At 66.9% G+C, this 21,147-nt stretch carries 22 protein-coding genes and 1 tRNA gene; 10 read left to right on the plus strand and 13 right to left on the minus strand.

Annotation, left to right across the window (positions count from 1 at the left end; translation table 11 throughout):
* Nucleotides 1–142 precede the first annotated feature (142 nt).
* Nucleotides 143–418, minus strand: coding sequence for a hypothetical protein (locus NDI85_RS11275; RefSeq protein ID WP_188996540.1), 276 nt, complete (start codon nt 416–418; stop codon nt 143–145).
* 92 nt (nt 419–510) lie between these two features.
* Between NDI85_RS11275 and NDI85_RS11280 the strand changes: the two genes are divergently transcribed.
* The 4 genes from NDI85_RS11280 (at nt 511) to NDI85_RS11295 (ending at nt 3,074) form a co-directional block, all read left to right on the plus strand.
* The gene (locus NDI85_RS11280; RefSeq protein ID WP_188996537.1) at nt 511–927 is read left to right on the plus strand and encodes an SRPBCC family protein; all 417 of its coding nucleotides are present in this window, start codon (nt 511–513) and stop codon (nt 925–927) included.
* A 55-nt stretch (nt 928–982) separates the two neighbouring features.
* Nucleotides 983–1,288 (plus strand): CGCGG family rSAM-modified RiPP protein, encoded by a 306-nt coding sequence (locus NDI85_RS11285; protein WP_188996535.1) that lies wholly within the window; start codon nt 983–985, stop codon nt 1,286–1,288.
* Nucleotides 1,288–2,358 (plus strand): radical SAM/SPASM domain-containing protein, encoded by a 1,071-nt coding sequence (locus NDI85_RS11290; protein WP_188996533.1) that lies wholly within the window; start codon nt 1,288–1,290, stop codon nt 2,356–2,358. Before NDI85_RS11285 ends, NDI85_RS11290 begins: the two co-directional genes overlap by 1 nt.
* A gap of 65 nt (nt 2,359–2,423) precedes the next feature.
* Nucleotides 2,424–3,074 (plus strand): helix-turn-helix domain-containing protein, encoded by a 651-nt coding sequence (locus NDI85_RS11295; protein ID WP_188996531.1) that lies wholly within the window; start codon nt 2,424–2,426, stop codon nt 3,072–3,074.
* Between the two features lies 1 nt (nt 3,075).
* Here NDI85_RS11295 and NDI85_RS11300 read toward each other — a convergent pair whose 3' ends face one another.
* The 8 genes from NDI85_RS11300 to NDI85_RS11335 form a co-directional block, all read right to left on the minus strand.
* Nucleotides 3,076–4,254, minus strand: coding sequence for a hypothetical protein (locus NDI85_RS11300; protein WP_310915810.1), 1,179 nt, complete (start codon nt 4,252–4,254; stop codon nt 3,076–3,078).
* A 1-nt stretch (nt 4,255) separates the two neighbouring features.
* Nucleotides 4,256–4,486, minus strand: a complete 231-nt coding sequence (locus tag NDI85_RS11305; RefSeq protein ID WP_310915811.1) for a DUF2249 domain-containing protein — start codon at nt 4,484–4,486, stop codon at nt 4,256–4,258.
* 24 nt (nt 4,487–4,510) lie between these two features.
* The gene (locus NDI85_RS11310) at nt 4,511–4,687 is read right to left on the minus strand and encodes a hypothetical protein (protein ID WP_220639394.1); all 177 of its coding nucleotides are present in this window, start codon (nt 4,685–4,687) and stop codon (nt 4,511–4,513) included.
* A gap of 91 nt (nt 4,688–4,778) precedes the next feature.
* Nucleotides 4,779–5,582 (minus strand): DUF4013 domain-containing protein, encoded by an 804-nt coding sequence (locus NDI85_RS11315; protein ID WP_188996523.1) that lies wholly within the window; start codon nt 5,580–5,582, stop codon nt 4,779–4,781.
* Nucleotides 5,583–5,929: 347 nt separating this feature from the next.
* The gene (locus tag NDI85_RS11320) at nt 5,930–6,649 is read right to left on the minus strand and encodes a hypothetical protein (RefSeq protein ID WP_188996521.1); all 720 of its coding nucleotides are present in this window, start codon (nt 6,647–6,649) and stop codon (nt 5,930–5,932) included.
* A 437-nt stretch (nt 6,650–7,086) separates the two neighbouring features.
* Nucleotides 7,087–7,160: transfer RNA gene (locus NDI85_RS11325), tRNA-Ile, on the minus strand.
* Nucleotides 7,161–7,245: 85 nt separating this feature from the next.
* Nucleotides 7,246–7,794: an FxsA family protein gene (locus tag NDI85_RS11330; protein WP_188996477.1), complete on the minus strand. Its 549-nt coding sequence runs from the start codon at nt 7,792–7,794 to the stop codon at nt 7,246–7,248.
* Between the two features lie 158 nt (nt 7,795–7,952).
* On the minus strand, nt 7,953–9,332 hold the full coding sequence (locus NDI85_RS11335; RefSeq protein WP_310915812.1) for a cytochrome P450: 1,380 nt from the start codon (nt 9,330–9,332) through the stop codon (nt 7,953–7,955).
* A 155-nt stretch (nt 9,333–9,487) separates the two neighbouring features.
* On the opposite strand from NDI85_RS11335, the gene NDI85_RS11340 reads away from it, so the two are divergent.
* Nucleotides 9,488–11,095 carry a DUF255 domain-containing protein gene (locus NDI85_RS11340; protein WP_310915813.1) on the plus strand — a complete coding sequence of 536 codons (1,608 nt, stop codon included), beginning with the start codon at nt 9,488–9,490 and terminating at the stop codon, nt 11,093–11,095.
* 184 nt (nt 11,096–11,279) lie between these two features.
* Complete coding sequence (locus NDI85_RS11345) at nt 11,280–12,086, plus strand: TrmB family transcriptional regulator (protein WP_188996471.1); 807 nt, start codon at nt 11,280–11,282, stop codon at nt 12,084–12,086.
* 16 nt (nt 12,087–12,102) lie between these two features.
* Here the strand turns inward: NDI85_RS11345 and mptA are convergent, their stop codons facing one another.
* The 3 genes from mptA to NDI85_RS11360 form a co-directional block, all read right to left on the minus strand.
* Nucleotides 12,103–13,029, minus strand: a complete 927-nt coding sequence (gene mptA, locus NDI85_RS11350) for a GTP cyclohydrolase MptA (protein ID WP_188996469.1) — start codon at nt 13,027–13,029, stop codon at nt 12,103–12,105.
* A gap of 64 nt (nt 13,030–13,093) precedes the next feature.
* Entirely contained in the window at nt 13,094–13,687 is a 594-nt protein-coding gene (locus NDI85_RS11355; protein ID WP_188996467.1) for a response regulator transcription factor, read from the minus strand.
* A 76-nt stretch (nt 13,688–13,763) separates the two neighbouring features.
* On the minus strand, nt 13,764–14,801 hold the full coding sequence (locus tag NDI85_RS11360; protein WP_188996465.1) for an AsnC family transcriptional regulator: 1,038 nt from the start codon (nt 14,799–14,801) through the stop codon (nt 13,764–13,766).
* A 109-nt stretch (nt 14,802–14,910) separates the two neighbouring features.
* Here NDI85_RS11360 and NDI85_RS11365 point away from each other — a divergent pair, with 109 nt between their 5' ends.
* From NDI85_RS11365 to NDI85_RS11380, 4 genes are all read left to right on the plus strand, one after another.
* Entirely contained in the window at nt 14,911–15,993 is a 1,083-nt protein-coding gene (locus NDI85_RS11365; protein WP_310915814.1) for an anthranilate phosphoribosyltransferase, read from the plus strand.
* Nucleotides 15,994–16,140: 147 nt separating this feature from the next.
* Nucleotides 16,141–17,115: an alpha/beta fold hydrolase gene (locus NDI85_RS11370; protein WP_310915815.1), complete on the plus strand. Its 975-nt coding sequence runs from the start codon at nt 16,141–16,143 to the stop codon at nt 17,113–17,115.
* A gap of 224 nt (nt 17,116–17,339) precedes the next feature.
* On the plus strand, nt 17,340–18,092 hold the full coding sequence (locus NDI85_RS11375; RefSeq protein WP_310915816.1) for an NAD-binding protein: 753 nt from the start codon (nt 17,340–17,342) through the stop codon (nt 18,090–18,092).
* Between the two features lie 52 nt (nt 18,093–18,144).
* The gene (locus tag NDI85_RS11380; protein WP_188996457.1) at nt 18,145–18,693 is read left to right on the plus strand and encodes a peptidylprolyl isomerase; all 549 of its coding nucleotides are present in this window, start codon (nt 18,145–18,147) and stop codon (nt 18,691–18,693) included.
* 12 nt (nt 18,694–18,705) lie between these two features.
* Here NDI85_RS11380 and NDI85_RS11385 read toward each other — a convergent pair whose 3' ends face one another.
* Nucleotides 18,706–21,018, minus strand: a complete 2,313-nt coding sequence (locus NDI85_RS11385) for an amino acid permease (RefSeq protein WP_310915817.1) — start codon at nt 21,016–21,018, stop codon at nt 18,706–18,708.
* Nucleotides 21,019–21,147 lie beyond the last annotated feature (129 nt).

A 21,147-nucleotide genomic window follows, 5' to 3' on the forward strand; every position in this document is an offset into this window, starting at 1 on the left:
GGATGGTCGACCCGGTCCTGCTCTCGCTCGGTGCGTCCACACTCGGATACTGGAGTTCGGTGGCAGTCGCCGGTAGCGGGCCGGCGGGGCCGAACCCACGGACAGCGGCCCCGGAGCGGTCGGGACAGCGTCGAAGCGGGCCTCAGACCGGGTCGAGGTGACGCCCGTAGGCCGCCAGACAGTGCCGCGCGTCGGCGAGTCTCGCCGCTCGGTGGTCTGCGACCCGTTCTTCGAGGTCCGTGAGCGTCGCCCGGAGCCGGGAGACCTGTCCGGGGTCCGGCGGTTCCGGGTGCGCCTCCGCGAGGTACCAGAGCCTCGCTGCGACCTCGTCGAGACGGTCTTCGACGCCCGAGTCCGGCGGCGTCTCTATCGCCCGCAGTACCGCCCGGTTGGCCCGTCGGATGAACCGTCGGCACATGTCCGACCCTACTGACGGCAGCCACGAGAAAGGCGACCCGAACCAGTTCGGGGTCACCGAACGCTTATCTCGCTCGCCGGTCGCCATCCGGTATGGAACGCGTCTCGCTGACCCGCGTCGTCGACGCCGACGAGGAGACGGTGCGGGCCGCGATGGCCGACATCGGCCCGTTCATGACGGCGACGGGCGTCGACGGGGTGACCGTCGAGGGCGACACCATCGAAATGCGCAACCGGGTCGGCCTCTTCGAGATAGCACTCGACCTCGAAATCGTCGACGTCGAGGACGCGGTGCTGGCCTACGAGCAACGTGAGGGCGTCTTCGAGTCGATGCGCACCGAGTACTACGTCACGCCCGTCGACGGGGGGACGGAGGTCACCGCGACCACCGAGTACACCGCCTTGGACCTCGCGGTCATCGGGCCGGTACTCGACAGCACCGTCGTCGAGCGCCAGCGCCGGAAGGAACTGAACAGCCAGTTCGACTGGGTGGAGGCACAGGTCACCTAAAGACCCGAACGTCTTCGGGACAGGACACAGCGGTCGCGGGCCCGAACTCGCCCGTATGAGCCACGCCCACGACGACACGCCGTCGGTGACCGACGAGATTCACGACAACTCGTGGTCGGCGAATCTCGAAGGCCCCGAACACGCCGAGGACCGCGAGTTAGTCGTCGCACAGGCCCGCGAGGCCGTCGAGAAGACCACCGTCGGCAACCACGTCAATCTGGTGACCCACGAGGCCCACGGACATCCGGAAACGTACCTCTACGACCCCCTCCGGGAGCGGTTCGGCGAGCGGGTCGATCTGACCTACGTCGACCAGTGTGGCTGTGGCGGCTACGTCGTCCGCGCACGGGTGAGCGAGTGATGTTCGGCGAGATGGACTTCGAGGAGCGACCGCTGGTGCTCATCTGGGAACTGACGCAGGCCTGCGAACTGGCCTGCAAGCACTGCCGGGCCGACGCCCAGCAACGGCGACATCCCGACGAACTCACGACGGCCGAGGGGAAGGCCCTGCTGGACGAGGCCCGCGAGTTCGGCGAGGGCCAACTGGTCGTCCTCTCTGGGGGAGACCCGCTGGCCCGCGACGACGTGGCGGAACTGGTCGACTACGGCACCGACCGAGGCCTGCGGATGACGCTGACCCCCAGCGGGACCCACTCGCTGACCCGCGAGCGACTGGCCGAACTGGACGAGGCCGGCCTCCGGCGGATGGCGCTCTCTATCGACGGCGGGAGCGAGGCGGCCCACGACCGGTTCCGCGGGGAATCGGGCAGTTTCGCGGCGACGATGGACGCCGCCGAGACGGCCCGCGAGTTGGACATTCCCCTACAGGTCAACACCACCGTCTGTGCCGAGACGGTCGAGCAATTGCCGGCCATCCGCGAGTTGGTGGCGGACCTCGGGGCGGTGCTGTGGTCCGTCTTCTTCCTCGTCCCAGTCGGCCGCGGCCGGGTGTTGACGCCCGTCGACCCCGACCGGGCCGAGCGCGTGATGGAGTGGCTCCACGAGGTGAGCGACGAGGCGCCGTTCGGCGTCAAGACCACCGAGGCCCCCCACTACCGACGGGTCGGTCTCCAGAACGGCGAGGACGACGAGGGCGTTCGCCGACGGACCGGCGTCCGCGCCGGCAAGGGGTTCGCGTTCGTCAGCCACACCGGCGAGGTGTACCCCTCCGGGTTCCTCCCCGAGTCGGCGGGCAACGTCCGCGAGGAGAGCGTCGTCGACGTGTACCGGGACTCGACGCTGTTCCGACGCTTGCGCGACGACGACGCCCTCACCGGGAAGTGCGGGGCCTGTGAGTTCCGCGGCGTCTGTGGCGGCAGTCGCTCGCGGGCCTACGCGACGACCGGCGACCCGCTCGCGGCCGACCCGCTCTGTACCTACGAACCGGACGGCTTCGAGGGGTCGATACCCGACCAGCACCCAGCCGATTGAGGGGGTTTTTCACACGCTGGGAACGCTGGCACCCCGTTTTATCCCGGGAGTGGTGACATACGCGTATGACCGACTCGGGCATCAGGGTCGAACTGTCCGTGGACTCGCCGGGCGCGTGCCCGGTCGCCGCCGTCTCCGAGGAGGCCGGCACGACAGTGACCGACGTGGCGCGCAGCGCACCGCTGGACGACGACGAGGGACAGGTCGTCGAAGAGTTCACCGCCGACGGCGGCGCACAGGCCATCGAGTCGCGGGGCGACATAGCGGAGGTGTTCGCCGGCGGCGGCGGCGCTCGCTATCAGTTCGAGCGCGAGCGAACGGGCTGTGTCTGTGAGACAGTCGAGGAGTTCGCCTGCCCCGTCGCGGACATCCGCGCCGAGAGCGGGCAGTTGCGACTCACCTTCCACGCGCCGGACGTCGACCGCATCCGCGCTATCGTCACGCGGCTGAAAGAGCTCTACGGCGACGTCTCGCTTCGGTCGCTGCGTCGCGACGGGGAGACGAACCCCACGGATTCGGTGCTCGTCGACCGGAGCCGTCTCACCGACCGCCAGCGTGAGGTGCTGGAGACGGCTATCGAGATGGGGTACTTCCGGTACCCGAAAGGCGCCAACGCCAGCGAGGTGGCCGAGGAACTGGACATCTCCGTCTCGACGTTCGCCGAACACCTCGCGGCGGCCCAGACGAAACTGCTCGACACCATCCTCGACGTGTGAGTCAGGTGGTCCGGCTCCGGAAGGCAGCCGCCACCAGCCACGCGTACAGCCCCGCGCCGACGACCCCCACGCCCTGCCCGAGCGTCTCGACCGGGGAGACGTCGACGAGAAGCCCGAGTCCCTGTCCGAGAAGCCCAGCCGCGAGCAGCGCCACCGCGGCCCGCGCCGTCCGGTCGGACGCCAGCGGCCACCGTCCGACCGAGGGCGGATAGAACTGGAACGTCGCGCCCACCACGGTCAACCCCAGAAACCCCAGCAGCATCGTCCGGTAGTGGGCGGTCACCAGCGCCGGGTCACGACCGACGAGCGCGATTGTGAGACCGAGCGCGACGCCGCCGACGCCGGCCAGCACGGCGAACGCGACGGCCCACAGCCCAACTCTGTGGCGCTCCGAGCGGCGGAACAGGACGAGATAAGTGACCGCGAAACCCACGACTGCGACCGCTTCGACGACGCCGCCGAGAACCAGGAGTCGGCGATCGAACAGGCCGACTGTGAGTGCCACCGGCGCGACCGCACCCGAGACGAGGACGACCGGGACCGATCGCTGCGGCGGGTGTGTGCCGAGAAACCGGGGAAACAGACGGAATCCGACCCCGAACACAAGCAACGCCGCTGTTCCCGCCGCGAGCAAGTGTGAGACCTGTGGCGTGGTGAGCGCCGGCCAGCCGACCGGACCGAGGAGTCGGACCAGCGCTACGACGGCGAGGTAGCTACACGCGACCGGGACCACGGCGTTCGCCCGCCGGTCGACGAGTCTGCGGTCGGCGTTCGCACCGCCGGTGCCCGTGGCCGCCCCGGAGAGGTTGTCTCTGACGGACCACGAGAGCGTACCGAGGAAGACGGCAACGCCGAGTGCCCACAGGACGCCACCGGCGGAGCCGAGCCACGACCGGCCGGTGACGCCGACGCTGTCCAGCGCCAGCGCGATGGTCCCGCTCACCGACAGCGCAGCGTGGACCGGGAGCGGCGTCGCCGTCTGAAGCTCCCGGTCGAAAAAAGACGGGACCAACGCGTAGGCCTTCCCGAAGAGGACGTGGAACACGAACCCGTACAGCCCCACCGTGACGACGGACCGGCGGCCGAGGCCGGCCGCTATCGCGAGGTGCGTCGCGAGGAAAAACGCGACACCGGCGGCGACGAACGCCCGACTCCACCGGGTGACCCGCCGGGCGCTCATCTCACGCCGGTTCGACGTAGACGTGCCACTCGTCGTCGGCGACCCGTTCGCTGTCGTGCGTGTACCCCCGCTCCTCTAACACGCCGTACAGCGGGACTGGTTCGAAGCTGTTGACGAGTCGTAGCGTCTGGCCGGTCCCGAGGTCCGACAGGGCGTCCATGATGTGTGAGAACGGCTCTCCGTCGACGTCCCGGACGTCGAGTTCGCGCACGTTCGATCGCTCCGAGGGCATACACTGACTGTCGGGTCGTGTCGGTCAGGCGCTTGTGCCGAACGTGTTCGACTCGGTGAACGCCGCCGGTCCCACGGGGACGCCACAGACGGCACACCCTGCCGAGAGGAGGCGGTCGCGAGCCCCGTCGTCGACGGCCACGTGCGCCCCGCACTCGGGGCAGGTGAACCAGTACTCTGCCACGGTGTCGAAACGAACCATCGGGGGACCGAAAACCACACACCCCAGATTTGGCGGGTTTTTCAGGCCCGCTACGGCCGGTATCCCCGCCGAATCCGGTCTCCGAGGCCACTCAGAACCGGTCGTCGGTACGGTCGTCGTCGTCGAACCCGCCGTCCTCGACGGTCGTGTCGGTGTCCGTGCCCCACGTCTCGTCGGTCGCGGCCGTCGGCGTGGTCGTACCACCCACACCCGCGAGCGGCGGTTCGCCGTACTCCGCTTCGTAGGCGTCGCTGAACCCTTCGGCCCAGATGTAGAAGATGGCCGATTGCCCGGCGAACACGAGGAACGGCACCGCGAGGTAACCGACGACGGTGATGCCGAGGATGCTACTGACCACCTGCATGAGGACGTTGACCACGAAGCCAAAGACGACGGCCTTCAGCATCGTCCCGTTGGTGACGAGCGTTCGCAGGACGTCGAGGTCGAACGCGGCCGAGATGCTGTCGACCCGGACGAAGTTACCCGTCGCGACTGGGAGGACCACTGCAAGCGCCAGTGCGCCGACGAGGTATACGAGGCCACCGATGAGGAAGCCCAGAACCGACAACCCACCGACGTCCGCTCCTACACCGGCCAGAACCAGCCCGAAGAACGGAATGCCAGCGACGAGAAGGACGACCAGCGTGTACGCCAGCACGATGACCGCGTGTTTGAGGCCGTCGACTGTCAGGTCAGCGAGGTCGGCGTCACCCCACTCCGGCGGGTTCAGCGTGTCGCCGCCCATGACCCTGCGCATCACTTCGAGCATGTAGCCGTTGAACGTGAACAGCGGGATGATGAGGAAGACTCCCGGGAAAAGTAACAACCCACCGATGAGAATCCGCTTTAGCCAACTGTCACCCTGCGTCTGGTACTTGATGCTGTCTTCTATCATGTCATGATAGCAATCTTCGCATGCGTGTAAATAACTTATGACAGTTCAGATCGACTTCAGACGGTGTCAGCTAGCTATACGGACAGTGACCAGTCGGTCGTGGTCGATCGCGACGGCCGACGACGGCGAGTGACTGCGCCGCCTCGCCGACGAACCGTGATAGGGCTACGTCTTCTCTCAACCGCCCCCACAATCAATGCCTCGCTTGCTGCATCTACATCACTGAGAAGCGGTTGAATGGGACTTCCCGGCACGGGTGAAAGAACGTGGCGTCGATAGCGGGACACGGACCACGCTGCGCTGTTGCATACAACGGGCGTGTTCCTACGCGTCTCCGGCTGGTAGGTTCAGGCCCGGCTCGAAGTCCAGTTGAGCGCGATAGTCGTACCGGGGTCGACGCGCTCGGTCGGCGTCACCTGAATCACCCGTGCCCACGTACCACCACCCGGGGCGGTGTAGATCATACCGCCGCAGTAACAATCGACTTTCAGCGCGGGGTTCGCCTCGTCGTGGCCGTCGTGCGGGTAGCCGGTGCGCGACCAGGCGCTCCAGTCGAAGGTGTCGCCGTCGTGGCGCGCGACGAGGGTAACCGTCAGTGGCTCACCGATGGTCGTCGTCCCGTAGTGGACGTCCTCCCGGTCGGTCTCGACGGTGTCGAGGGCCCGTGGTGGGTCGGGTACCAGTCCCACCTGAGATAGCTCCTGTGTGTCGTAAGTCTTCGTGGCCTGGATCTCGGCGTCGTCCGGGGCGTGATACACCTCGGTCGTGAACGGAAGCGACGAGTCCTCGAGGCGAAAGCCGATCAGGACTTCGTCCGAAGGGACTGACGTCGCCTCGACCAGTGCCGGGTGAATCTCCTCCGGGTTCTCGACGAACTGGGCCGATTCGGGCGCTTCGGTAGCCGTGCGTTCCGGCGTGGCGGTGTTGCTCGAGGTCTCCGTCGCGGTCTGGGCCGGCTGCTGTGCCGACTCCGAGGAGCCAGACGTACAGCCAGCGAGACCGACGATGGCGACGCTACAGATTGATTGGAGGGCTCTCCTCCGGGTGTGATTCGTCTCCTCGCTCATAGACGTAGGTGTCGTCGCGCCCTCTTAGACACCTGTGACCCTTCACGTGAAACACCCGACTTACCACCTGTCTAAACGCGCCGTTTTCGCCGCCGATACCCCGGCTGTTCATCGTACTTTCTCCTCGAAGTAAACCGCTATCTCGGGTGTCTGTCGAGTAAACCGGCGTCGTCTACTGGCCGTTAAGACGAGCCGTTTTGCACACACCCCCATCGATCTGTGTGTGTGCGATTTCGAGACTCGGTTCGCTGGGACTGTGACCCCACCGCGTCGTGGACTGGCCAGCGCTACTCGGCGGTCGGCTTCGGGGTCCGCACGGAACCCGTACGAATTGTGCAGAGCGACCCCTATAGGTCTCTTCTGAAAGGGTTGAAATGATATGGCTGGGGAGTTTTGCCCCCAGATTCCGGATAGCTGGAAGCCACCCGGAGTGGGAGTGGGCCAACTCGGATTTGAACCGAGAGCCTCCCGGTTATCAGCCGAGCGCTCAACCTGATTGAGCTATTGGCCCAGGTGAGCGCATCTTGGTGTATCCGAGGGGTATAGAAAAGGGTAACGTTTCGAGGGCGCGTTGCGTGAGAAACCGCAACACGGAGTCAGTTCTCACTGTCTTCGAAGTCGACGTCGGTGGCGTCGTCGGGGTCGAAGCCGGAACTGCCCGCCGAACCGCCGCCGGTGGGGCCGCCAGCGCCCGTCGCTGGGCCCTGACCGTCTTCGTTCGGGAAGCCGCCGACGTACACCTGCCCGCTGGCGAAGCCGCCGGTCTTGGCGTCGATGTAGGGCTCGATGACCCAGCGACGGACGGCCGCGCGGATGGGGTAGCGCGTGACCGGAATCGCGAGCAAGAGGCCGACGGCGTCGGTGACGAGGCCGGGCGTGAGGAAGAACGCGCCGGCGGCGATGAGCAGGCCGCCGTCGACGAGTTCGTTCGTCGGCACCTCGCCCGTCGCCAGTTTCCGCTGGATAGACTGGAGCGTCGCCCGGCCCTCGGCGCGGACGAGCAACATCCCGACGAGCGCGGTGAGGACGACGAGCGCGACGACGACGAGTGGCCGAATCGGGTAGATGACACCCGTGGCCAGCGCTACCAAGAGGACGGCGTCGAACAGCGGGATGAGCAACAGCAGCCCGATGACCCGGAGCATACCCTCGCTTGCAGGTCAGGCCCCAAACGCCTTTCGAGAGGTGGCGAGGAATCTCGATTCCTCGAAGCGACACGGGGAACGGAGTGACCCGTGAAGCCGCGCGGAGATGCATCGCTTCGCCGGTGCTGAGCGACGGCGGAGAACGGCCGCCCGGCTACTCACTCGCGCTCGTGGACCCGAACCGCGACGGGGTCGGTCGGCGAGAGCGTGATGCGCATCCCCAGTTCCAGCGGCGGTTCGGTGACGGCCTCGAAGCGAAAGCGCTGGGCGATGGCTGCGAGCGCGAGTTTCGCTTCTATCCGGGCAAAGCGCATCCCGATGCAGTGGCGGGGGCCGCCGCCGAAGGGGTAGTAGGCGTAGTCCGGTAGCTGGGCCTCGAACTCGTCGGTCCAGCGCTCGGGACGGAACGCGTCGGGGGCGTCGTACCACCGCTCGTCCCGGTGGACGAGCCACTGCGGGATGGTCAACTGGGCGTCCTGCTCGATGTCGTAGCCGCCCAGCGTCACCGGACGGGTGGGCTGGCGGAACGTGGTGAACGCCGGCGGGTAGAGCCGCAGCGTCTCGGTCAGCACCCGGTCCAGAAACGGCAACTCGAAGAGGTCCGCCGGCGTCGGGTCCGCCCCATCGAGCGTCGCGGCGAGTTCCTCGTGGAGTTCACGCTGGGCGTCGGGGTGGGTCGCGAGCAGGAACCACGCGTAGGTGAGCGTCAGCGCCGTCGTGTCGTGGCCGGCGACGAGGAACGTCAAGAGTTGGTGGCCCAGTCGCTCGCGGTCCATCGTCTCCTCGTCGAGCGAGAGCAGCAAGGAGAGGACGTCGTCGCGGGCCTCGCGCTCGGCGGCGGCCTCAGTCTGGCGTTCGGCGATGATGTCGTCCAACGTCGCCTCGAAGGCCGCCCGCGTCCGTCGGACTCGGCGGTTGTTCGGCGTCGGCACCCACAGCGGGAGGTACGCCGAGAGGTTCGCCGGGTCGACGCGGTGGCGGAGTGCCGACAGGAGCGGTTCGAGCGACTCGGCGGTGCGTTCGATGTCCACGTCCAGCAGCGTCTTCCCGAGCACCCGGAGCGTGTACGACCGCATCGCCGGCAGCAGGTCGACGCGCTCGCCGTCACGCCAGTCGTCGGCCGTCGCCAGCGCGAAGTCGGTCATCGTCTCGCCGTAGGTAGCGATGCGCTCCCGGTAGAACGCCGGTTGGAGGGCCGTACGTTGCTGTTGCCACTCCTCGCCTTCCAGCAGGAACAGCCCTTCGCCGATGAACTCGCCGAGCGTGTCCCGGAGGAGTCGCCCCTTCTCGAAATCCGCCTCGTCGGTGACCAGCACCTGCTCTACGAGGGTCGGGTGGGTGACGAAGTAGCCCGTCGTCCCGGCGACGTTGAACCGCACCACGTCGGCGTCGACGCTGTCGGCCTCGGCGTAGAAGCCCAGCGGGTCACGGATCATCGAGAGCGTGTTCTCGACGAGCGGGACGCGACCGATTCGGGGCGGCCGCTGGCCCGGTGTGACCGGTTCCTGATACTCGGTCTCGGCCTGCTGAGTGGGCATGGTTCGACGTAGGGCCGTCCGACAAATCGGTCTGTCGTTGCGTTGGACTCGGGGTCGGAAAGACACAGGGGATGGGTGAGTGGTGGCTGTCTCGGACAGCCAACCGGCGATGCCGGAGTGACAGCCCATTTGTACGCCCACCACCGACCACCACTATGGACGAGTTCGCGGCGGACACGAAAGTCGAGTGGCGCGAGTGGGGGCCGGAGGCGTTCGAACGTGCCACCGACAGCGGCAAGCCGGTACTGCTGTCGCTGACCGTACCGTGGAGCGCGGAGTGCCGGGCGATGGACCGGGGCACCTTCGGCGAACCGCGCATCGCGGCCAACGTAAACGACGGGTTCGTCCCGGTGCGGGTCGACGCCGACCGGAACCCCAGAGTCCGGGAGCGCTACACGATGGGCGGGTTCCCCTCCACCGTCTTTCTCACCCCGGAGGGCGAGGTCATCAGCGGCGCGACGTTCCTCGGGCCGGACGGGTTCCGCGGCATCCTCGACAGCGTGCGCGAGTCGTGGGACGCCGAGGGTACCGCCGCCGGGTCGATTCCGCGGCAGTTACGGGACGAAGCGCCGCCGGCCGGCGAGTTGCGCGCCCGCATCGAGGAACACATGATAGAGCAGTTACTCGGTGCCTTCGACGACGAGTTCGGCGGGTGGGGCTCCGACGTGAAGTTCCCGCTGCCCCGGACCGTCGAGTTCGCGCTGGTGCGCGCTCGCGATCAGGCGACGCGTACGCTCGAAGCCATCCAGACCCACCTGTTCGACACCTACGACGGCGGGTTCTTCCGCTACGCGACGGGGCGGGACTGGTCGAACCCCCGCCGGGAGAAGCTACTGGACGAGAACGCGGCGCTCGTGCGGGCGTTCGCCCACGGCTACCGCTACACCGGCACCGAATCCTACCGGAACGCCGCCCAGCGGACCGTCGAGTACCTCTCGACGGACCTCTGGACGGGCGACGCGTTCGCCGGCAGTCAGGCGGGCGACGACGACTACTACCGCCTCGGCGCGACCGAGCGCGAGGACCGGGAAGCACCCTACGTCGACGAGACGGTGTTGGCCGACCGGAACGGCCTCGCGATAGACGCCCTCCTGTGGGTGTACGCGTACACGGACGACGAGCGAGCGCGCCGGTTCGCGGTGCGGGCCCGCGACCACGTCTGCGAGACGCTCGTCGACGACGGCGAGGTGGCCCACTACGCCGCCGACGAGAGCGACACGGGCCTCCTGCTGGATCAGGCCCAGTTCCTGCAAGGGTTGACGACGAGCTGGCAGGTACTTGGCGAGAGCGGCCCCGCCGAGGCCGTCGCCGACTGGACCATCGGGCACCGACAGCAGGACAGCGGCGCGTTTCGGGACGGCCCCGACACGGGTGCGGGGCTCTGCGGGCGCTCGCTTCACCCGCTGGACGCCACCGTCGAACTCGCCGACGCGCTGGTCGATTTGGCGGCGCTCACCGGCGAAGAGCGCTACCGGACCGTCGCAACCGAGGCCGTCGAGTCCTTCGCTGGCGCCGCAGAGCGCATGGGCGTCGAGGTGGCCGGGTACGCCAGCGTCGCGGCCCGACTGCGGGACCCACAAACCTTACGGGTGGGCACCGAGGCCGGGACGGACCTCCACCGGGCGGCGCTCCGACTGGCCGACCACGAGACGACGATCGTCCCCGACCCCGAGGGCGACGGCGTCGCTCGGCGGTACGAGGGTGAGACGGTGACGGCGGAAGGCGAGACGCCTGCGGAACTCGAAGCGGCGTTGACAGAGTAGCGCGGGGCGCGCGAATCGCGGCCCGCGGCGGAACGGTGACTATCGGGAGCCGTGGAGCGGAGACGGGGGCTCGAACGGAGTGAGCGGCCCGAAAGCGAACCAGCGGGCACGAGAGAACGGTGAGAAACTTGAAGAAACGGTAAACCTGCGATGAGTTTTTAGTGGTGGGCCGATAGAGAGGGATATGGCGAGTCTGAGAGACTTGGGGCTCTCTGAGTACGAGGCGCGAGCGTACCGGTCGTTGCTTGAAACCGGGCCGACCACGGCCAAAGAGTTGTCACGGGCTAGTGACGTTCCGATGGGGCGTATCTACGACGTGCTCAACAGTCTTGAGACCTACAATCTGGTTCGGAGCCAGACGGCGAGTCGGCCGAAGAAGTACGTCGCCGTCGAACCCGACACGGCCTTGGACCGGTTGTTAGACGACAAGAAACAGGACCTCGAAGCGAAGGCCCAGCAGTACGAGGACATCGTCGACGACCTCTCGGACCAACTGGAGACGGCCGACCCGGTCGACGAACCGTTCTGGACGGCCGCCGTCGGCCCGGAGGAGACGCTGGACTTGCTGCTGGAACGGTTGGCCGCCGCCGACTCCCGCATCGTCATGGTGGGGTCCTCGCCGGCCAGACAGGTCGACATCATCGAAGCGACCGAACGCATCGTCGACGAACTGGTGGCCGCCCTCGAACGAGGGGTCGAGGTGTCGCTGTTGGTGCGGCCCGACCTCTTCGAGAGTTTGCCTCGCGAGGCCAACCGCGAGTACTACGAACGCCTCTCACCCTACGAGAACTACAGCGCTCGGGCGACGCCGAACATCACGACGACGTTCGAACTCATCGACGACACGGAGGTGTGCATCGAGGTGCCACATCCGCTCGGCCGCGAGGAGACGTTCGGCGTCATCGACCTCAAGGACCCGGAGTTCACGACCGACATCAGCAAGGCGTTCGACGAACACTGGCGAGAAGCGACGACTATCAACCCCCCCTGACTGCCCGAAGCGCCTGTTACTCGCCGAGTTCGGTCCGGAGGTTCCCGAGTTCGGCGACCCGTTCGGCGTGGGCGTTGTGCTGGTGGATGGACTCGTCGTTTGACTGCTTCATCGTGACGATGGCGTCGTCCGGCAGGTCCGGGAACTCCTCGACCACGCCCTCGGCCATCGCACGCACGCAGTCCTCGACGAACTTCGCGTCTTTGTGGGCCTCGTAGGTCATGTGGTCCTCGTCGGGACGTTTCGCGAGGTTGTAGATTCGGGCACTCATGGAGTCGCGAGCGACCTCGATGAGTTCGTTGAGGTCGACCTCCGGCGCGCCGTCGCTCTGGACGGTGAGCGTGGCGTGGCCGCGCTGTGAGTGGCCGGCCTGTGGCATCTTCTGTAAGAAGTCGTCGATGACCTCGTCCTCGACCTGCAGGTTCCGGAGCGTCTGGCGGGCGCGCGAGGCCGACATCCCCTGTGAGCAGGGACACACCGTCATCCCGGTGACGCGAGCGCCGATCTCCTCGCTGGTACCGTCTTCCGTGGCCGTCGCCGAGGCGATGATGTCGGCCGTCGATTGCGTGGCCACGTCGCTCTCGGGGGTCGTCTCGTGGGTGACGTACTCCGCCTCCATCCGGACCTCTGCCTTCGTGGTGTAGTCGTGTTTCTCCAGCAGCAGTTCGGCGGCGTCACCGCAGACGTCTTCGACGCGGTAGGCCTCCTCGGAGACGGCCGTCTCGAGCGTCTCGTCGATGACCTCCATGTTGCGGGACATATCCGCACCCTTCCGCCACGACGGGAGGTCGACGAACACTTCGAACTCCGCCATGAGAACGATGGGATCGCGGTCTCGTCGCCCCAGTTTGACGAGTTTGTCGACACCCGTCACACCGACGCGGTTGAGACCGACTGTCACGTCCGGACTCGACGCCTGCACGTCCGGGAGTTGCTGACTCATTGGCCCGTCTTAGGGAGAGGCTCGGTTAGTGTTTTCGGAACCCCTAATCGTCGCGCTCGCCCAGTCAGTCCGTCTGGCCCGCGTTCACCGGGTCGGCGAAATCCGCGAACACGCGTTCGTAGTCCGTCTCCTCGAACCCGGCGACGATGTCGTGTAGTGACGACTCGGCCGCCTCGATGGCCGCTTCGAGCGAGTGGAACTCCTCGCTCGCCGCCAGTTCCGCCTCGGACTTCCGTGCGGTTAGCGCGGCTTGTTTCGCCGTCAGTGCGTAGTACTCACGCAACTGGTCCTGATAGGCCGAACACCGCTGGAGCCGTTCGATAGTGCTGAACAACGTGTCCCGAGAGACGGGTTTTTCGACGTAGTCGTCGAACGGCATCTCGATGATGTCGAATCCCGGGTCGACGGCCGTCACCATCGCCACCCGAGCCGACAGTCCCCGTTCGCGGATGGTTTCGAGGACTTCGTCGCCGGAGATGCCCGGCATCCGCCGGTCGAGTAAGACCACGTCTATCGACGAGTCCAGCATCGACAGCGCCGCTTCGCCGCTGTAGGCCGTCTCGACGTCGTACCGTTCGCGTAGCTGGCTCGCGTACGCGTCCGCGACGTCGATCTCGTCGTCCACGACGAGAACGCTTCCCTCACCACAGGGCGTCATTTGTTCACAAACTACTAGATGTGAATAGCGGCAAAAGGGTTCCGGGAATGGTTAGAACGCCAACTGACCGTCGTGGCTACTCGCCCACGATGTCGTCGTACCGCGCGCCCGTCTGTTTCAGCGTCTCCGTCGAGTACAGTCGGTCGTGGTCGAAGGGAAGGTACTCGCCGGACAACTCGTCTATCTTCTCGTCGACGGCGTCGCCGTCGCGGCCGTGAATCATCGTAAAGAGGTCGTACGGCCAGTCCTGGTCGGGCCGGCGCGGGCGGTGATAGCAGAGCGTGACGTAGGGCAGTTCGCCGACTCGCTGCCCGAGTTCGTCCAGTCGCTCGTCGGGGACGTCCCAGACGACCATGCAGTTGTTGTCGAACCCGGTCGTGATGTGGTTGACCACACAGCCGATGCGTTTGATACAGCCGTCCTCCCGCAACCGTTCGATAGCGACGAGAACGTCGTCGACGTCGGCGTCGACGGCGTCGGCCACGTCTCGATACGGCGTGGCCGTCAGCGGGAACCCCTCCTGAATCTCCAGCAGCACTCGCCGGTCGAGCGCCGAGAAATCCGCGGTGGCGTCCTCGCTGATGCGCGTGGCGCTCGCGTCGGTGCCCTCGATGCTCTCTCTCGCGAACCGGTCCCCGTTGACGACCGGGAATTCGAGGTCGATGTAGTAGTCGGTCAGCATCGGTAGGACGAGGACGTCACACCCGGTCCTGACCTCGATGTCGTCGAGAATCTCGTCGCGTTTCTCGCGGGACCCGGCGGTGACGACGAACCACATGTTCCACTCGTGGTCTCTGGCGTAGTTGTGGTTCACCTGCCGGTACTCGTTGATCACCTCGGCGACCTCCTCGAAGCGGTCTTCGGGGGCGGCCACGGCCGCTAGCGTCGACGACCCGATGACCGGCGGGTTCAACACGGGGCCGAACCGCCGAAAGATACCGCCCTCGCGGAGTCGTTGCACCCGTTCGAGGGCCTCGGACTCGGAGACGCCCAGTCGCTCACCCACCGCCTCGAAGGGGCGCTCGCAGACGGGAAAGTCGCTCTGGAACTCGTCGATGAGAGCGGCGTCCACGTCGTCGATACGCTCGCGCCAGTCACCCGACCGGAGGCTCATTGTCCAGAATTAGGCGTGAACGGGTGTATCACTTTCGGGAGCGTCCCGAATTCCCGCAAGTTAGGAACGAAACACAGGGGCTTTCAAACTCGGTCCCGAACTGGTTCGCATGGCACAAGCGACCCGTGAGTACGGCGAATGGCCACTCAAACGGCTGATGACCGAGGTCGTCGGCTCCGGTCACAAGTCCGCCGACGACATGACCCGCGAGCAGGCCACGGAGGCGTTCCAGCGCATCCTCGACGGCGAACCGGACCACACGACGCTCGGCGCGTTCTGGCTGGCCAACCGCTGGAAGCGCAACACGCCCGAGGAACTGGGCGCGTACGTCGACGTCATGGCCGAGGAGTCGGTCGTCACGGCCGAACCCGACGCCGACCCCGTCGACTGCGGGGCCAACTACGACGGGAAGGGCCGGTCGGCCATCTTCGGCGTCGCGGCCGGCCTCGTCGCCGCCGCCGCGGGCACGCCCGTCGTCGTCCACTCGGGCGACCGGGTGCCGACACAGAAACAGGACGCCTACAAGCACGTCCTGGACGAACTGGGCGTCCGCACGGAACTCGCCCCCGAAGAGAGCGCCGACATGGTCGACGAGGTCGGTTTCGGCTACTACTACCAGCCAGAGTTCAACCCCGGCATCGACGCACTGTTCGAGCGCCGCGACAACATGGGTGTGCGAACGTTCGTCAACACCGTCGAGACGCTGGCGAACCCCGCCGGCGCGAGCGTCCACCTCGGGAGTTTCTACCACCTTCCCTTCGCGAAGAAGATGGTTCGCACCCTGAAAAACGCCCAGTCCAGCACCGTCGAGCGTGCGCTGTTCTTCCAGGGGATGGAGGGGTACGACGACGTGCGCCCCGGCGAGACTGTCGTCGCCGAGTGGCCCGTCAGTGAGGACAGCGACGACGAGGACATCGCCGACTTCGAGATTCGCACCGGCGAGTACGGGATGGACGTCACGGGCGAGGATCTACAGGTCGAAGACGTTGCCGGAGACTCGGCGACCATCACCGAAGCGGTACTCACCGGTGCGCGCGAGGACGGCTTCGCCGACGCCGTCGCCCTGAACGCCGCTCTGCGCATCTACGCCCGCGAGGACGCCGACAGCATCGAGGACGGACTAGAGCAGGCCCGCGAGGCCATCGCCGACGGCAGTGCGGCGGCGAAACTCGACGCTCTGCGCGAGTTCTGAGTCGCCGCGACGTTTTTCGTCCGGGAGCCACTCTCACGTCCGCGAATCGGAAATCGGCACCGGACGCGGGTCGAGCGCGGGCCACTCACTCGCTGAGGCGGCCATCCCGCCGGAACCCATTTTCTCGCGCGGGCCGAACACCCACCGATGCCCTCGACAGGCGCCCACTCGGATCCCGAGTGGACGGTCCCCGCCGACGGCGACGTCTGGTCTCACACCACCGTCGAGACGAACGGCGTCGAGTTGCACGCGGTCATCGCCGGGCCGGCAGACGGCGAGTTGGTCGTCCTCCTGCACGGCTTCCCGGAGTTCTGGTACGCGTGGCGCCACCAGATTCCGGCGCTGGCAGCGGCGGGCTACCGCGTCGTCGCGCCGGACATGCGAGGGTACAACCACTCCGAGAAGCCCGGCGGCGTCGCCGCCTACGACATCGACGAACTCGTCAGCGACGTGGTCGGCCTCGTTCGAGCGTTCGGCCGCGAGTCCGCCCACGTCGTCGGCCACGACTGGGGCGGCGTCGTCGCGTGGCAGACGGCAATCGACCGGCCGGGCGTGGTCGACCGTCTCGGCGTGCTGAACGCGCCGCATCCGACCGCCTACGAGCGACTGCTCCGCCGCTCGCCGGCCCAACTGCGGAAGTCGTGGTACGCGTTGTACGTCCAGCTGCCGTGGCTCCCGGAGTGCAGTCTCGCGTGGGACGACTACGCGCTGCTGGACCACGCCCTCGGTGAAGGCACGGTCCATCCCGACGCGTTCACCCGGACGGACATCCGGCGGTACAAGACCGCGCTGGCACAACCCGGCGCGCGGACGGCGGCGCTGAACTACTACCGGGCGCTGTTCCGCCGAAACGCCAGACGGACACTGACACGAGGCGGCGTCGGCGACCAGCCCGTTCGGGTGCCGACGCTGCTCGTCTGGGGCGAACAGGACGACGCGCTCGACGTGCGTCTCAGCGAGGGGCTAGAGGAGTGGGTGTCGGACCTCCGCGTCGAACGGCTTCCGGACGCGAGCCACTGGGTGCAGTTCGACGCGCCCGACCGAGTGACCGAGGAGTTGCTGGCCCATCTAGGGAGTGACGCCGCAGGGACTAGATCGGATGGAGTACCTGATAGTGTTTGAAGTGTTTAATGAGAACGCGTAAATATCGTTACTATCGACCACTACTGTGTGTCGTTTGTGAACGAACAGACCAGAAGTTGGCCATTCGATGAACAGCACGTTCGGAGCAGCGGACGGTCGGTCGGCGGGACGACAGGGGGGGCGAATGCCAGAGTGGTTCGGGTCGTCGTCATCGCGCCCCCCGTCCACCGGGACGGCACCGTCGCTGCGCCGACTGGGGCTGGATGAGCGGGGCGAGACTTCCCCTCGGCGCGTTCGTCGACCGGCCGCTGTTGCGGCGGATGCTCCGGCCCGTCGGCGGGTTCGCTACCGTCGTCGTCGCGGGCGTCCTCGGGTTCAGCACCCTCGGGGGCGTCGGCGTCGTCGACGCGCTGTTCTGGCTGTTAGACCCCACCAGCATCGAACTCCACTTCCAGACCCACGAGGGCCCCGCGACGCTCGTGAAGGCGTACGCCATCGTGGTGTTGTCCGGACTCGTCGTCGCCGGCCTCTGGATCGGAGAGACGCTCGTCTCGGCGACGTTCGGCGGCAGGATTCAAGCGGAACTACGACAGATGCAGATAGAACGCAGTATCGACGAACTGGACGACCACGTCGTCGTCTGTGGCTACGGCACGTTCGGAAAGACCGTCTGTGCCGGCCTCGACGAGGACCGGGACGTGGTCGTCATCGAGCGACAGGAGACCCAGTACGACAGAGCCATCGACGACGGCTATCTGGCCCTCACCGGCGACGCACGCCGCGAGGAGGTGTTAGAAGCCGCCGGCATCGACCGTGCGGAGACAGTCGTCGGCGCCATCGACGACGCCGATACGAACATCCAGATAACCATCACCGGCTGCCAGCTCGCCCCGGGCGTCGATATCGTCGTCCGTGCCGGCGACAGCATGCACGAGTCCATCGCACTCCGCGCGGGGGCCGACGAAGTCGTCATCCCGGAGGTGGTAAGCGGCCAGCAGGTCTCGACCCATCTGTGAGTGCCGCGCCGTAGTGGGCAGGCTTTTGACTCATGCATCCGTCCGGCCGGGTATGAGCGACCTGACAGCGACGCTCCACACGACAGCGGGCGACATCGAAGTCGAACTGTACGACGAGAAGGTACCCAACACCGTCGAGAACTTCGTCGGGTTGGCGGAGGGCGCCGACGACTACGACGGGACCGAGGTCGGCCCCGGCACCGGCGCCTGGGAGGACCCCGAGTCCGGCGAGAAGCGCATCGACCCGCTCTATACGGACATCGAGATTCATCGGGTCATCGACGACTTCATGATTCAGATGGGCGACCCGACCGGCACCGGCCGCGGCGGCCCCGGCTACACGTTCGACGACGAGTTCCACGACGACCTCTCACACGACGGCCCGGGCGTCCTCAGCATGGCCAACCGCGGTCCGAACACCAACGGCTCGCAGTTCTTCATCACGCTGGGCGCACAGCCACATCTGGACGGCAAACACGCCGTCTTCGGCGACGTCGTCGACGGCATGGACGTCGTCGAGGAGATCGGTGACGCCGACACGGACGTAAACGACGCGCCGACGAGCGAGCTTCTCCTCGAGTCCGTCGAGATTCACCGATAAGAACGAGCGACACTAGCTCCGTTCGGGGGTGCCGCCGTGGCTCGACCGCCGCCGCGGGAACCGCTTTCTGAGGTAGCGCACGACCGGGAACAGCCGTTCGCTCATCCGGTCGGAGACGCCCGTCTCGCTGGCGTACACCAACACGGGAACGTCCATCTCCTCGGCCAGTGTGACCACTTCGTCGGGCGTGCTGCCGAACAGCGCCTGTCTGAGCCAGCGGTCGCGCGAGGCGCCGAGGATGAGGACGCCCCCGTTGTCGGCCGCCGTCTCGACGAGGCCCGCGGCGACGGACTCGGCGGTGACGTTGTGGACCTGTGTCGTCTCGACGCCCTCCAGCGCGTCCAGCGTCGTCCCGGAGGTCTCGTCGGTGCCGCGGTCCCCCGAGGAGACGTTGACGAGGTGGAGTTCGCTGCCCCTCTGTCCCAGTTTGTTCACGAGTGGGAGCAGGGCCTGATGGTGCGGGCCGCCGCCGGCGCCGATGTTGACGACGTCGAGGTCCTCCGCGGTGACCGTCTTGTCGGCGAAGAACACGTCACACGGCGCCTCGCGCTCGACCGTCTCGGTGACGTCCCGGTGGCGTTCGGGGTAGCCCATCAGGACGAGGTTGGCCTCGTCGTCACGGGCGGTCTGGACGATGTCGAAGGCCACGTCGCGACAGGTGTGTCCCTCGACGGTGTAGTCGACGTCGAGGCCGGTGTCGTCGAGTTCTTCCTGGATGCGCTCGGTACGGGCCTGTGCGGTGTCCTGTACCGTCTCCCACGGCGTCTGGTCGGGTACTTGCGTGACGTTGAGGATGTGGAGGAGTGGGTCCTCGTCTGAAACCGCTGCGAGCGCTTCGCCGAGGCGCGCGTAGCGTAACGCCCGGTCCGGTCTGGCGATGGGGATGAGGACGCGATAGCGACCCCTGGACTGGTCCTCACCCGCCGCGGCGGTCGACTCCGGAACGACCTCCCGCAGGAGGTCCTCTTCCACCGGGGTGCCGCCCCAGACGAGGTACGCGACGACGAGGCCGGCGGTCAGGACGAGGCCGGTCACCACGCCCTTCGGCGGGAGGTTGTAGATGAGTCCGACGTTCGCCAGCACGCCGACGACGGGAACGACGGGGACGCCCGGGACACTGAACCCGCGCTCGACGTCCGGGAACTTCCGCCGGGAGTAGATGAGGGCGATGTTGACGACCGCCAGCGGGAGGAGGAGGTTCAGCGTCGCGAACCCGGTCAGTGCCGTCAGGCCGAGTTGGAGTCCAAGGAGCGACCCGAGACCGCCCTCCGCCGGGAAGACGGCGATGAACAGGACGATGAGCGCGACGATGGTGGCCGTCGCCGTCATGACGCTCCAGAACGGCGTGCCGTACTCGCGGTGGATGCGGGAGAACCGCCGGGGGGCCTGCCCCTGTCGCCCCATCAGCGACCCGATGGAACTGGCCGCCAGTATCGAGGCGTTCGACGCCGACACCATCGAGAAGATGGCGCCGGCGACGATGAGCGACCGACCGATGGGGCCGAGGAACCCGGCGGCGACCTCCCCCATCGCCGTCTCGCCCTGTTCGGCGATGACCTCCGGTGGCACCGGGGAGTTCACCATGGCGACGATGACCAGCGCGTACAGTATCGTCACCGTCACCATGCTCGCCGCGATGGCTCGCGGGACGGTCTGCTGGGGTTCGATAATCTCGCCGGCGCTGGCCGCGATGGCCGAGAAGCCGAAGAACGTGATGAACGCGAGTGCCGAGATGGTGAGGATGTCGAGCGGGCCGCCCCCGAAGTTCGTCGCGAACTCGGTGACCGCCGTCGACGGCCCGCGGAACGCGAACGCGCCGGCGATGAACGCGAACAGCACCGCGACTTTCGCGCCGGTGACGATGAGCTGGAACCCGCCGCTCTCCTCGGTCCCGCGGGCGTTTAGCACGCCCAGCAGGACGGCGGCGAGGACGCCCGTCGTCCCGTGCGGGAGGACGTGTAGCGACTCGGGCAGGACGAACTCGAAGAACCACTCGTCCATCGTCGCCAGATAGAACGCCGTCGTGCCGGTGTAGCCCAGAAACAGCGACATCCCGATACCGTAGGTCAGCAGGTCGCGGTCCTCGAAGGTCCGCGAACAGAAGAGGTAGCCGCCGCCGTTCTCGGAGTAGATGGAAGCGAACTCGGAGTACGCCGCCGCCGTCACGCTGGCGATGACCGCGGCGATGACGAACGCGACGACGGCGCTGGACCCGATGGCCGCCACGGCGGTGCCAGACAGCGAGAAGATGCCCGCGGCAATCATCGTCCCGAGACCGATAGCGAAGGCGATTTTGAAGTCCAAGGTCCGGGTGTGTTCGACCATTCGTCTGCACACCGATTGTTCCACCCGTCACCTAATCCTGTCGCTTTCGGGGTTTTTGTCAGCCCCCCTATATTAGTGGTCGCGCTCGGCCACGTGTGACGCGACACGCCGTCGAGCGAATGCCGGCGT

The sequence above is a fragment of the Haloarcula sp. S1AR25-4 genome, assembly GCF_031624555.1.
Classification (GTDB): Archaea; Halobacteriota; Halobacteria; order Halobacteriales; family Haloarculaceae; genus Haloarcula; species Haloarcula pellucida.

Coding starts and splice junctions, on each gene's coding strand:
- NDI85_RS11300 (WP_310915810.1), bottom strand. CDS start 4,254: ATGAGCGCCCGGCGGGTCACCCGGTGGAGTCGGGCGTTCGTCGCCGCC.
- mptA (WP_188996469.1), bottom strand. CDS start 13,029: ATGAGTCAGCAACTCCCGGACGTGCAGGCGTCGAGTCCGGACGTGACA.
- NDI85_RS11320 (WP_188996521.1), bottom strand. CDS start 6,649: ATGAGCGAGGAGACGAATCACACCCGGAGGAGAGCCCTCCAATCAATC.
- NDI85_RS11305 (WP_310915811.1), bottom strand. CDS start 4,486: ATGCCCTCGGAGCGATCGAACGTGCGCGAACTCGACGTCCGGGACGTC.
- NDI85_RS11285 (WP_188996535.1), top strand. CDS start 983: ATGAGCCACGCCCACGACGACACGCCGTCGGTGACCGACGAGATTCAC.
- NDI85_RS11275 (WP_188996540.1), bottom strand. CDS start 418: ATGTGCCGACGGTTCATCCGACGGGCCAACCGGGCGGTACTGCGGGCG.
- NDI85_RS11290 (WP_188996533.1), top strand. CDS start 1,288: ATGTTCGGCGAGATGGACTTCGAGGAGCGACCGCTGGTGCTCATCTGG.
- NDI85_RS11375 (WP_310915816.1), top strand. CDS start 17,340: ATGAGCGGGGCGAGACTTCCCCTCGGCGCGTTCGTCGACCGGCCGCTG.
- NDI85_RS11385 (WP_310915817.1), bottom strand. CDS start 21,018: ATGGTCGAACACACCCGGACCTTGGACTTCAAAATCGCCTTCGCTATC.
- NDI85_RS11370 (WP_310915815.1), top strand. CDS start 16,141: ATGCCCTCGACAGGCGCCCACTCGGATCCCGAGTGGACGGTCCCCGCC.
- NDI85_RS11380 (WP_188996457.1), top strand. CDS start 18,145: ATGAGCGACCTGACAGCGACGCTCCACACGACAGCGGGCGACATCGAA.
- NDI85_RS11355 (WP_188996467.1), bottom strand. CDS start 13,687: ATGACGCCCTGTGGTGAGGGAAGCGTTCTCGTCGTGGACGACGAGATC.
- NDI85_RS11310 (WP_220639394.1), bottom strand. CDS start 4,687: ATGGTTCGTTTCGACACCGTGGCAGAGTACTGGTTCACCTGCCCCGAG.
- NDI85_RS11335 (WP_310915812.1), bottom strand. CDS start 9,332: ATGCCCACTCAGCAGGCCGAGACCGAGTATCAGGAACCGGTCACACCG.
- NDI85_RS11340 (WP_310915813.1), top strand. CDS start 9,488: ATGGACGAGTTCGCGGCGGACACGAAAGTCGAGTGGCGCGAGTGGGGG.
- NDI85_RS11345 (WP_188996471.1), top strand. CDS start 11,280: ATGGCGAGTCTGAGAGACTTGGGGCTCTCTGAGTACGAGGCGCGAGCG.
- NDI85_RS11280 (WP_188996537.1), top strand. CDS start 511: ATGGAACGCGTCTCGCTGACCCGCGTCGTCGACGCCGACGAGGAGACG.
- NDI85_RS11365 (WP_310915814.1), top strand. CDS start 14,911: ATGGCACAAGCGACCCGTGAGTACGGCGAATGGCCACTCAAACGGCTG.
- NDI85_RS11360 (WP_188996465.1), bottom strand. CDS start 14,801: ATGAGCCTCCGGTCGGGTGACTGGCGCGAGCGTATCGACGACGTGGAC.
- NDI85_RS11295 (WP_188996531.1), top strand. CDS start 2,424: ATGACCGACTCGGGCATCAGGGTCGAACTGTCCGTGGACTCGCCGGGC.
- NDI85_RS11330 (WP_188996477.1), bottom strand. CDS start 7,794: ATGCTCCGGGTCATCGGGCTGCTGTTGCTCATCCCGCTGTTCGACGCC.
- NDI85_RS11315 (WP_188996523.1), bottom strand. CDS start 5,582: ATGATAGAAGACAGCATCAAGTACCAGACGCAGGGTGACAGTTGGCTA.